This window comes from Streptomyces roseicoloratus (assembly GCF_004117935.1).
Taxonomy (GTDB): domain Bacteria; phylum Actinomycetota; class Actinomycetes; order Streptomycetales; family Streptomycetaceae; genus Streptomyces; species Streptomyces roseicoloratus.
Genome location: NZ_SDOY01000048.1, coordinates 1 through 11,353, shown reverse-complemented (window position 1 = coordinate 11,353; position 11,353 = coordinate 1). Strand labels below are relative to the sequence as shown.

11 protein-coding genes and 1 riboswitch are annotated in these 11,353 nt (G+C 70.9%); of the genes, 1 reads left to right on the top strand and 10 read right to left on the bottom strand.

Annotated features, from left to right (window positions below; translation table 11 throughout):
- Positions 1-49: 49 nt before the first annotated feature.
- Positions 50-148, bottom strand: a riboswitch (glycine riboswitch).
- A 114-nt stretch (positions 149-262) separates the two neighbouring features.
- Entirely contained in the window at positions 263-637 is a 375-nt protein-coding gene (locus ESG85_RS03630) for a PRC-barrel domain-containing protein (protein ID WP_181018954.1), read from the top strand.
- Positions 638-661: 24 nt separating this feature from the next.
- Here ESG85_RS03630 and ESG85_RS03625 read toward each other — a convergent pair whose 3' ends face one another.
- The 10 genes from ESG85_RS03625 to clsA all read right to left on the bottom strand — a co-directional run bounded on the left by ESG85_RS03625 (position 662) and on the right by clsA (position 11,186).
- On the bottom strand, positions 662-2,149 hold the full coding sequence (locus ESG85_RS03625; protein WP_128976545.1) for a DNA polymerase IV: 1,488 nt from the start codon (positions 2,147-2,149) through the stop codon (positions 662-664).
- Positions 2,150-2,230: 81 nt separating this feature from the next.
- Positions 2,231-2,863, bottom strand: a complete 633-nt coding sequence (locus ESG85_RS03620) for a MerR family transcriptional regulator (RefSeq protein ID WP_181018953.1) — start codon at positions 2,861-2,863, stop codon at positions 2,231-2,233.
- Positions 2,864-3,080: 217 nt separating this feature from the next.
- The gene (locus ESG85_RS03615) at positions 3,081-3,554 is read right to left on the bottom strand and encodes a bifunctional nuclease family protein (protein WP_128976543.1); all 474 of its coding nucleotides are present in this window, start codon (positions 3,552-3,554) and stop codon (positions 3,081-3,083) included.
- Between the two features lie 64 nt (positions 3,555-3,618).
- On the bottom strand, positions 3,619-4,365 hold the full coding sequence (ftsR, locus tag ESG85_RS03610; protein WP_128976542.1) for a transcriptional regulator FtsR: 747 nt from the start codon (positions 4,363-4,365) through the stop codon (positions 3,619-3,621).
- A gap of 28 nt (positions 4,366-4,393) precedes the next feature.
- A complete protein-coding gene (locus ESG85_RS03605) occupies positions 4,394-5,356 on the bottom strand; it encodes an FHA domain-containing protein (RefSeq protein WP_128976541.1) in 963 nt (320 codons plus the stop codon).
- Positions 5,357-5,417: 61 nt separating this feature from the next.
- Entirely contained in the window at positions 5,418-6,245 is an 828-nt protein-coding gene (locus tag ESG85_RS03600) for a DUF881 domain-containing protein (RefSeq protein ID WP_128976608.1), read from the bottom strand.
- Positions 6,246-6,595: 350 nt separating this feature from the next.
- A complete protein-coding gene (locus tag ESG85_RS03590; RefSeq protein ID WP_015032176.1) occupies positions 6,596-6,928 on the bottom strand; it encodes a small basic family protein in 333 nt (110 codons plus the stop codon).
- Positions 6,925-7,854 (bottom strand): DUF881 domain-containing protein, encoded by a 930-nt coding sequence (locus ESG85_RS03585; protein ID WP_128976540.1) that lies wholly within the window; start codon positions 7,852-7,854, stop codon positions 6,925-6,927. The genes ESG85_RS03590 and ESG85_RS03585 overlap by 4 nt, the downstream gene beginning before the upstream one ends.
- A 111-nt stretch (positions 7,855-7,965) precedes the next feature.
- Complete coding sequence (locus ESG85_RS03580) at positions 7,966-10,461, bottom strand: mannose-1-phosphate guanyltransferase (protein ID WP_128976539.1); 2,496 nt, start codon at positions 10,459-10,461, stop codon at positions 7,966-7,968.
- Between the two features lie 116 nt (positions 10,462-10,577).
- A complete protein-coding gene (gene clsA / locus ESG85_RS03575; protein ID WP_128976538.1) occupies positions 10,578-11,186 on the bottom strand; it encodes a cardiolipin synthase ClsA in 609 nt (202 codons plus the stop codon).
- Between the last annotated feature and the right edge of the window lie 167 nt (positions 11,187-11,353).

Below are 11,353 nucleotides of genomic sequence, written 5' to 3'. Positions count from 1 at the left end.
GTCGGTGAGGGCGGAAGCCGTCGACGTCCGCCCTGCTTTCCAGAGTGACCTCGTCCACGCGGTACGGGTGCCTGAGAGATTCCGGGGAGGATTTGCTCCTTCGGCGCCTCCGGAAGCCTTCTCCGGAGGACTCTCCCGCGCGGGGTCCACAGCCACAGCCAGCCTACCAGCGCCGTTCCTCCTTCCATCGCTCAAGTGGCCGACATCCCAGATGTGCACTTTCGTAGAGCTTGCAGAGCAGTTGCGACCAGTTGGAGGGACCGTGCAGACCGACATCGATCCGCGCAGCCTGATCGGCCGCAAGGCGTTCGACCGGAACGGACACAAGATCGGCACCGTGGACGAGGTGTACCTGGACGACGCGACGGGCGTCCCCGAATGGGCCGCCGTCCGCACCGGCCTGTTCAGCCGGGACGCGTTCGTCCCCCTGGAGCCGAGCGAACTGGCCGGCGACGGCCTCCACGTCCCGTACGAGCGCGCGCTCATCAAGGACGCTCCCGACTTCGGCGTCGGCCGCCACCTCTCCCCCGAGCAGGAACTCCAGCTCTACCGCCACTACAGCCTCGCGCTGCCGCCCGCGCCCCCGGACGCCTCGCCCCGCGACTTCGGCCGCCTGGCGGGCCAGGAGGAGGCCTGACGGGCCCCTCCCGCCTCCTCCACCTCACGCCACGCCTGTCGTACCCGTCGCGCCGGGGACGAGCGGCAGCGGGTCCGCGGGCTCGAGCTCCGGGTCGTCGACCGCGAAGGTGCGCACCCGGCCGGGCGCCGAGGTCGGCTCCTCGAAGCGGACGGTGACCCGGCCGACGCCGCTGCCCTGCACCCACCCGTGCCCGTGGACAACGTGCCGTACGTCGAGCCCGGGAGCCCAGCGCCGCTCGACGCCCTCCGTGGCCGTCGGCGGCGCGTCCGCGTCGGCCGGGGAGGCTGCCGCGGCTGAGGACGCGGCCCCACCCGCGGCGGCGACCACGGCAGGGGATGCGCCCGCGGCCTCCCCGGCTCCGCCCGCCTCGCCCGCCGCCCCGTCGGGGGCGTCCGTCTCCGACGGAGCCCCGGTCCGCGCCTCCGCCCGCGCCTCGGCCTCCGCCTGGGCGAACAGGTCCTCCTGCGTGTAGTCCGCGAGCCCGCTCACCCCGACGCCGAGGAGCCGCACGCCTCCGGTCGTGTCCACCAGATCGAGCAGCCGCGCCGCCGCCTCGCGCACCACCACCGGGTCGTCCGTGGGTCCGCGCAGCGTCTCGGAACGGGTCAGCGTCGAGAAGTCGTAGCGCCGCACCTTCAGCACGATCGTCCGGCCCGAGTGCCCGGATCCGCGCAGCCGCGTCACGCACCGCTCCGCGAGCCGCTCCACCTCCAGCCGGATCCGCAGCCGGTCGTGCAGGTCCACGTCGAAGGTGTCCTCCACGGACACCGACTTGGCGTCCCGCTCGGCCACCACGGGCCGGTCGTCGTGCCCGAGGGCCAGCAGGTACAGCGAGGCCCCGTGGGACTTCCCGAGGAGCCGTACGAGCTCGTCCTCGCCCGCCTCCACCACGCCGGTGACCGTCGTGATCCCGGCCCGCCGCAGGTGCTCGCCGGTGGCCGGACCGACGCCGGGGATGATCCGCACCGAGCGCGGCCCGAGCAGCTCCCGTTCCGTGCCCGGCTCGATCAGCACGAGACCGTCCGGCTTGGCCTCCTCCGAGGCGATCTTCGCGAGCATCTTGGAACCGGCGAGGCCCACCGACCCGGTGAGGCCGGTGGTCGCGAGGATGTCCCGCCGGAGCCGCTCCCCCGCGGCCCGCGCGCTCGCGCCGTCGTCCGCGACGCCGCCGACCTCCAGGTCGACGAAGGCCTCGTCCAGGCTCAGCGGCTCGACCAGGGGCGAGAGCCGCCCGAGCAGCTCCATGACCTGGCCGCTGATCGCCCGGTAGAAGGCGAACCGCGGCACCAGGTACGCCGCGTTCGGCGCGAGCCGCCGTGCCTGCGCCATCGGCATGGCCGAGTGCACGCCGAAGCGCCGCGCCTCGTACGACGCGGTCGCGACCACTCCGCGCGGCCCGAGCCCGCCCACGACCACGGGTTTTCCGCGCAGGCTCGGCTTCGACGCCTGCTCGGCGGCGGCGAAGAAGGCATCCATGTCGAGATGCAGGATCGTGGGGGCGGCTCTCACGGTTCCGATGCTGCCCCACACCACTGACAATCGGCCCGCACATGTGTACGGGCCGGTTCCCTGCGGCGCGGAGCGGCGGGGTCAGACGGCGCGGTCCCGGCGCCGCCGCGCCAGCTCGTCGGCCGGGTTGTGCCCGATCAGCGTCTCGCCGGTGTCGACGCGCTCGCCGTGCAGCTGCGACAGCGCCGCCTCGACGTCACGCCAGACCACGCCGACGGCGATGCCGAAGACGCCCTGCCCGCCCTGGAGCAGGTCGACGACCTCGTCCGGCGACGAGCACTCGTAGACGGTCGCCCCGTCGCTCATCAGGGTCATGCGCTCGAGGTCGCGGAATCCGCGGGCCCGCAGGTGCTGCACCGCCGCCCGGATGTTCTGCAGCGCGACCCCGGTGTCCAGGAAGCGCTTGACGATCTTCAGGACCACGACGTCACGGAAGCTGTAGAGCCGCTGGGTGCCCGAGCCGTACGCGGGCCGTACGCTGGGCTCGACGAGGCCGGTGCGCGCCCAGTAGTCCAGCTGGCGGTACGTGATGCCGGCCGCGGCGCAGGCCGTGGGGCCGCGGTAGCCGACGGTCTCCTGGGCCTCGCCCGCAGGCGTCGCGGCCGCTCCCGTGGCCGTGCCGAGGCCGCCCACACTGCCGTGAAGCGGATACGGACCCTTCCCCCCGGAGGCACGCCCCAGGAAGCCCCCTGCCGTACCGTCGCCGCTGCTCATCACGCCGACCCTCCGTCCTTGACCTGCCCACACGAAGGTAGGCAGTCACTCGGGGTGCGTCAACGATCGCCACACTCGGCACGCCGAGTGATAATCACCCGAAGAGTGGTTTCCCGTGCCCCGCGCCGGGGAAAGGCTACTCGAATGCCTCAGGCCGCCGGCGGGTCGCCCGCCGCCCGTCCGACACGGCCGCCGGGAGCGCCGGCCGCTCGCTCGGCTACTGGTTGCTGGTGCCGAAGTCCTCGGGCGAGATCTGGTCGAGGAACTCGCGGAACTTCTCCACCTCGTCCTCCTGCTCGTCCGGGATCGCGATGCCCGCGTCGTCGAGCACCCCGTCGCTGCCGTAGATCGGCGTCCCGGTGCGCAGCGCGAGCGCTATCGCGTCGGACGGCCGGGCGCTCACCTCGACACCGCTGGCGAAGACCAGCTCTGCGTAGAAGACGCCGTCGCGCAGATCGGTGATGCGGACCTCGGTGAGCTCCTGCCCCACGGCCTCCAGCACGTCCTTGAACAGGTCGTGCGTCAGCGGCCTGGCCGGGGCCATGCCCTGCTGGGCGAAGGCGATCGCGGTCGCCTCCCCCGGTCCGATCCAGATGGGGAGGTACCGGTCGCCTCCCACTTCACGCAGGAGCACGATCGGCTGGTTGGAGGGCATTTCCACCCGGACACCCACAACGTCGAGCTCGTTCACACAGCAACCCTAGGACGTGCCCGACCGGTTTGGGTAGTCGGGCCGTCCGAAGGCCGTCCCCGGTTCACTGCAGCCGGAGCCCGAGAGCGGTCTGGACCAGTGCCGCGTGCAGCCGCACGGACAGTCCCGCGAGCTCCTTCGCGGTGGCCTCCGCATGGGCCCTGGTCTGCGGGTTACGGTGCCGGCGCAGCGGCGCGACCACCTGCTCGACCAGACCGGCCTCCCGGTCGGCGGCGGCCTTCACGGCCCGCAGGTGGCGGGGTTCCAGACCGAATCTCCCCAGATCCGCCACGAGCTTGGCGACGGTCACGGTCTCGGCGTCGTAGCCGCCGCCCTCGGCCTGGGCGATCAGCCCGTACGACTCCCAGTCGGCCAGCTCGGCCTCGGTCACCTCGGCGGCGGCGAGCAGCTCCGCCCGGCCGAGCCGCGCCGCGGTGGGACGGCCGCCCTCGCCGTCCCAGGCCCCGTCGAGCAGCTCGCGCGAGGGGCCCGCGGGTGCGGGCAGTCTGATCTGCTCGCCCCGGGCGAGGGCGTCCAGATGCTCGCGGATCACCTTGAGCGGGAGGTAGTGGTCCCGCTGCATCCGCAGGATGCGGGCGAGCCGCTCGACGTCCTGCGGGCTGAACTTCCGGTAGCCGGAGGCCGTCCGCCGGGGCTCGACGAGCCCCTCGGCCTCCAGGAACCGGATCTTGGAGATGGTCACTTCGGGAAACTCGTCGCGCAGCTGGCTCAGCACCGTACCGATGCTGACCAGCCGGTCGCCCGCGGCGGCGGCGCCGGGACCGGCACCGCCCGTCGGTGTACGCAGCATGGACCTTCCCTGAAGGTTCTCCGGGGCGTCACACGCCCCGCTGGCTCGCGAAGAACACGAGCCGGTACTTGCCGATCTGCACCTCGTCACCGTTGGAGAGCACGACCGAGTCGATCGGCTCGCGGTTGACGTAGGTGCCGTTGAGGCTGCCGACGTCCGACACCGTGAAGGTGCCGTCGGGCTGCCGCCGGAACTCCACGTGACGGCGCGACACGGTCACGTCGTCGAGGAAGATGTCGCTCTGCGGGTGGCGGCCGGCCGTGGTCAGCTCGCCGTCCAGCAGGAAGCGGCTGCCCGAGTTCGGACCGCGGCGCACGATCAGCAGCGCCGAACCGGCCGGCAGGGCCTCCACCGCCGCCAGCGTCTCGGCCGACAGCGCCGGGAGCGCGGTCTGGCCGGTGACCTCCGAGTCGTAGGCCTCGAGCCCCGAGATGGAGATCGTCGAGGTCGTCTCGGAAGCGCGCTCCGGCGCCACTCCACCACGCAGCGGCGTTCCGCAGTGGGAGCAGAAACGGCTGTCCGCCGTGTTGCGGTGACCGCACCTCGTACACACCGGCATGGCCGCGTCCTCCTGCCGCGGCTGCCCCGCGGAGGTCTGGGTCGCATACGGATCGGAAGCAAAGCCTCCACCCGTACTCGAGGTTGATGGTTCTCCGAAACCTATGCGCCCGGCACTGGCAGGGTCAACAGAAGACGCGCCCTGTGTGCCCGGAATGTCGCCACCCTGGCCACCGACCTCGTCACGGAAGAGCGGGCGCTCCGCGCCCTGTTCCTCACTCTGGGCGTGACGCGGAGCGCGATGCCTGGCGTCGCCGCCGTCCTCGCGTCCGCTCTTGCCGAACAACTTCGCAAACAACTTCACGGGCGATTCCCCTTGACCGAAACAGACCCGCCCGTGGGGCAGGACGAACCCTGACTCAACACACCTGCCGACCCGGACACCTTCACAACGTCCGTATCCACTCGACAGTTTCCACCACGCACCACCCATGTGGTGCGGCGACCCCCCGCAAGGTCATGCCCTTGCCGCGCGACCGTCATCGAGCCCCGCCTCACTGCGAGGACGACTGAGCGTAGTCAGGCCGCTTCGCCGGTCGCAAGGCGTCGACGACGATCTTCCCCGAACGCTCCACCGTGGCCGTGGCCTGCTCCTTCTCCAACGTCTGGACGATGCCGCCGGGGATGTTGAGCGCGGGCTCGAGATCCTCCGGCTTGCCGATGACCTTGAAGACGTACGGAGCGGTCACCTGCGTTCCATCGATCTGCATGTCGCGTCCGCTGCCCGAGAAGTAGCTGTCCGCCACCACGCGCACGTCGTTGACCTGGATCGCCTCCGCGCCCGCCGCCCGCAGCTCCTGGATGGCGTCGAGCAGCATGTCCGACTCGACGGCACCGGCGGAGTCCGTGATCGTCAGCGTGATCCCCGGCCCCTCGGCGGCGACCGTACCGGCCAGGATGCCGAGCTGCCGCTCCTTCTCCTGGGTCTGCTTGCGGGCCTCCTCGGCCTGGTCCGAGCTGGACTCCAGCTCGCCCAGCTGGTTCTCCAGCCGGGTCTTCTCGTCCTCCAGGCGCTGGGTGCGGTCGTCGAGCTCGTCGAGGATCCGCACCAGGTCCTCCTGGCGGGCGCCGCGCAGCGCGCTGTTGTCGCTCGTCGACCGCACCTGGATGGCCAGACCGAGACCGAGGACGAACAGCAGCAGCGCCACGACGAGTTGGGCCCTGCTGACCCGCGGCGGCCACAGACTGGCGGCCAGCCGCTCCCGCCCGGACACCGGCGGCTCGGCCGGCGGGGCCGCCGGCGCGGGCTGAGCCGCTGCCTGGGGGGCGGGGGCCGGCGGGGCCTGGGGCGCGGCCTGGGAAACGGGGGCAGGCGCGGGCAACGGCCGCGGTCCCGGCGGCTCCGGCTGCTCCGGCTGCGACGGGCCCGGTCGCTGCGGCCCGGGCTGCTGCGGCCGCGGCGGAGCCGGCCGCTCCGGGTGCTGCGGCCCGGGCTGCTCGGGTTGCGGAGGTCTCGGCCGCTGTTCCTGCGACTGGTGCGGCTGTTCCTGCGACTGGTGCGGCTGTTCCTGCGGCTGGTGCGGCTGTTCCTGGGGCTGCCGCGGGGTGCCGGTCTCGTCCGGCTTCCGGGCCGGGGTGCCGTCCCGCCGGTTCGCGTCCGGGTTCTCCCGCTCGCGCCCGTTCTCGCGCCCGTTCTCGTTCTCGAGCCCGTTCTCGTTCTCGCTCATCGGCCTCACGCCCGGAACACGTGTCGGCGGATGGCGGCGGCGTTCGAGAAGATCCGGATGCCCAGCACGACGACCACACCGGTCGACAACTGCGCCCCCACGCCCAGCTTGTCACCGAGGAAGACGATCAGCGCCGCCACGACCACGTTCGACAGGAACGACACGACGAAGACCTTGTCGACGAAGATCCCGTCGAGCATGGCGCGCAGTCCGCCGAAGACCGCGTCGAGGGCGGCGACGACCGCGATCGGAAGATAGGGCTCGACCACCGCCGGAACCTCGGGCCGGACCAACAGTCCGACCACGACTCCGACGATCAGGCCCAGTACGGCGATCAAGATGTGCCCTTCCCTGTGTCGGCCGTGGCCTGCCCGGTGGCCTTCGCCGCCCCGGCTCCCCTCGGCTCTGCTGTGCGTACGATCAGGCTCGGCGCGGCCGGCAGACGTACGTCGCCCTCCGCCGAGATGCTCGTACGGATCCCGAAGTTCTCCTGCAGCGCGTGCAGGTACTGGCCGTCGGCGCTGTCCTGGAACGCCGTGCTCAGCCGCTGTCCGTCGCCGACGGCGAGGATCGTGTACGGCGGCACCAGCGGCTTGTTGTCGACCAGTATGGCGTCGCCCGCCGCCCGGATCGCCGACAGCGCGGTCAGCCGCTGTCCGTTGATCGCGACCGCCTCGGCGCCCGACTCCCACAGGCCGTTCACGACCCGCTGCATGTCACGGTCGCGGACCCGGCCCGTGTCGGAGAACCCACTGCTCTCGCGCGGACCGCCGCCACCCGTGTCGGTGCCCTTGGCGTCGTCCACGACCAGTTTGACGCCCGGCCCGTGCACCGGGGTCGCCCCGGACAGAAGCGCCACCAGCTCGGCCTGGTCACCGCCGTGCTGCTCGAGCGCCTTGCGCTGCCGCTCGCCGACCTCGGCGCGGATCCGCTCGACGTCCGTCTCCAGCTTGTCCGCCGCCGACGTCTCCGACTCGATCCGGTCGATCAGCTCCTGCCGCTCCTTGGCGACCACCGGCGCGGACACCCGGGCCTCGGCCGCACCGAGCGTCACGACGGCCGCCGCGAGCACGAGGCCGGCCGCGAGCCCGAGCTTGGCCCGGATCGTACGGGGCATCCCGCCGCCCTCGGCGGCGCGCCGGGCCGAGGCCTCCGCGTAACCGTCGTCCACCGCGTGGTCGATCACGTTGTTCAGCAGCGACATGGAAGCGTCCGGACGCGGAGGTGGCGTTCCTGTGCTCCGAACGGGGGGCTGCTGCGACATGCCGCACATCGTCGCACGTCGCGCGCCGTACCGCCGAATGGCCCCACCGGAGAGCCGGGAGGTACCGGTCGGTACCTCCCGGCTCACGGGCCTCGTGCGTCCGCCTCCCGCCTAGTGACCAGCGCTGTCGACGACCGCCGACCACTCGTCGAGCAGAGCCTGCGCCGAGCCGTCGTCCGGGCCCTCGGCCCACAGATGGGTGACGGCCTCCGCCGGGTCGGGCAGCACCATCACCCAGCGTCCGTCGGCCTCCACCACTCGCACACCGTCGGTGATGTCGACGGACCGGTCGCCTGCCGCCTCCACCACCCGGCGCATCACCAGACCCTTCACCGCCCACGGAGTGGCGATGTCCCGCTTCAGCACGTGCGCCCGCGGGATGCGGGCGTCGATCTGGCTCAGCGTGAGCTGCGTACGGGCCACCAGGCCGATGAGCCGCACGAACGCCGCCGCGCCGTCGAAGACGCTGCTGAACTCCGGCACGATGAAGCCGCCACGGCCGTCACCGCCGAAGATCGTCGACTCCTCACGGCCGACCCGGGTGAGGTCGTCAGGCGAGGTCGTCGTCCACTCCACCTGGGTACCGTGGTACGCGGCGACCTGCTCGGCGATCCTCGTGGTCGTCACGGGCAGGGCGACCCGACCGGATCGCCGCTCGGCCGCCACCAGGTCCAGCATGACCAGCAGCGCCCGGTCGTCCTCGATGATCCGGCCCCGCTCGTCGACCAGCGACAGCCGCTCGCCGACCGGGTCGAAGCGCACCCCGAACGCGGCGCGCGCCGAGGCGACGATCTCCCCGAGCCGCACCAGCCCGGCCCGCCGGCTCTCCGCGGACTCCGTCGGTCGCGACTCGTCGAGACCGGGATTGATCGTCAGCGAATCCACCTGGAGCCGGCCGAGAAGGCTCGGCAGGACGAGTCCCGCGCTGCCGTTGGCCGCGTCCACGACCACCTTCAGACCCGCTTCCGCGATGCCGGAGGTGTCCACGTTCCGCAGCAGGGAGCCGGTGTACGAGTCGAAGACGCTGGCCGGGAAGGACAGGTCGCCGATCTCTCCGGGGAACGCCCGTCGGTACTCCTGGCGCGCGAACACCCGGTCGAGCTTGCGCTGCCCCGCCTGCGACAGGTCGGCGCCCCGCTCGTCGAAGAACATGATGTCCACGGAGTCCGGCGCGCCGGGCGACGTCCGCACCATGATCCCGCCGGCGGATCCCCGTGCCGTCTGCTGCCGCGCCACCGGCAGCGGCACGTTCTCCAGATCGCGTACGTCGATGGCGGCGGCCTGCAGGGCCGAGATCACCGCCCGCTTCAACGCCCGCGCGCCACGGGAGTGGTCACGCGCGGTCGTGACGGTCGCGCCCTTCTTCAGCGTGGTGGCGTACGCCCCGGCGAGCCGCACGGCCAGCTCGGGCGTGATCTCCACGTTGATGATGCCGGACACGCCGCGGGCCCCGAAGAGGTGTGCCTGGCCGCGGGACTCCCAGATGACGGAGGTGTTGACGAAGGCGCCGGCCTCGATGGTCTTGAACGGGTAGACGCGGACGTTGCCCTGCACGATCGATTCCTCACCGATCAGGCACTCGTCCCCGATGACGGCCCCGTCCTCGATCCGGGCGGCCCGCATCACGTCGGTGTTCTTGCCGACGACGCAACCGCGCAGATTGCTCTGCTGCCCGATGTAGACGTTGTCGTGGATGACGGCCTTGTGCAGGAAGGCGCCGCTCTTGACGACGACGTTGGAGCCGATCACGGTGTGCTCGCGCACCTCCGCGCCGGCCTCCACCTTGGCGTAGTCGCCGATGTACAGCGGCCCGCGCAGCACGGCGTCGGGATGGACCTCGGCGCCTTCTGCCACCCAGACCCCGGGCGAGATCTCGAAGCCGTCGATCTCGACGTCGACCTTGCCCTCCAGGACGTCCGCCTGGGCCTTCACGTAGCTCTCGTGGGTGCCCACGTCCTCCCAGTAGCCCTCGGCGACATAGCCGTAGATCGGCTTGCCGTCCTTCATGAGCTGCGGGAAGACGTCACCCGACCAGTCGACCGGAACGTCCGCCTCGACGTAGTCGAAGACCTCGGGCTCCATGACGTAGATGCCCGTGTTCACCGTGTCGGAGAAGACCTGGCCCCAGGTGGGCTTTTCCAGGAAGCGTTCGACCTTGCCTTCCTCGTCGACGATCGTGATGCCGAATTCCAGCGGATTGGGCACCCGGGTCAGACAGACCGTGACGAGCGCGCCCTTCTCCTTGTGGAAGCGGATCAGATCGGTGAGGTCGAAGTCGGTGAGGGCATCGCCGGAGATGACGAGAAAGGCGTCGTCCTTCAACGCCTCCTCGGCGTTCTTCACACTCCCCGCGGTGCCGAGCGGCTTCTCCTCGTTGGCATAGGTGAGCTCCATTCCGAGCTCTTCGCCGTCCCCGAAGTAATTCCTGACGAGAGAGGCGAGGAACTGTACGGTGACGACGGTCTCGTTGAGACCGTGCCTCTTGAGCAGTCGCAGGACGTGCTCCATGATCGGCCGGTTCACCACCGGCAGAAGAGGCTTGGGCATGCTCGAGGTCATGGGGCGAAGGCGTGTGCCTTCGCCACCGGCCATCACGACGGCCTTCATGTCGGAAGCGTCCTCCTTGAAGAGACGACGGTCCTGCCGACTTCACCCGTTCACTCAAAGGCCCCTTAGGCATCCCGATCCCGCCGGCGTCGTTGCCAGGCACAGGACGGACGGGCTCAATCGGCCGCGGTATCCGCCTTCACGAGTCGACGGACCTGGACCACGTAGAGGATCCCTGCCCACCAATACAGAGTTGTACCCCATCCGGCGAAGGCCCACCCGAAAACTTCGGCCAGTGACGCGAGCCACCCCTCTCCGTCACTGAGGAGCAGCAACGGGAACGCGTACATCAAGTTGAAAGTGGCAGCTTTGCCGAGAAAGTTGACCTGCGGCGGAGGATAGCCGTGCCGGCGGAGGATGCCCACCATGACCAGCAGCATCAGCTCACGGGCCAAAAGGGCGGCGGTGAGCCAGAGCGGGAGGATCTCCCGCCAGGTGAGGCCCAGAAGAGTGGAAAGGATGTAGAGCCGGTCGGCGGCGGGGTCGAGCAGCCGGCCGAGGCTGCTGATCTGGTTCCAGCGCCGCGCGAGCTTCCCGTCCAGATAGTCGCTGACGCCGCTGAGCGCCAGGACGAGCAGTGCCCAGCCGTCACTGTTGGGCCCGCCGAAGACGGGCCTCAGGATCAACCACAGGAACAGAGGCACGCCGACAAGGCGAGCCATGCTGAGGATGTTGGGGATGGTGAGTACCCGGTCCGTCTGAACACGGGTCTCCTGGACCTCCACCCGGGGGCCTCCTGTGGGAACGAGCTGACGATGGCCCCATGACCTTACCTTCAGCCCGGACGGCCGGCGGCACAGGGGTCTCCTGAACGCAGAAAAGCCCCGCACCATAAGGTGCGGGGCTTTCCCACAATGATTGTTCGGCGGCGTCCTACTCTCCCACAGGGTCC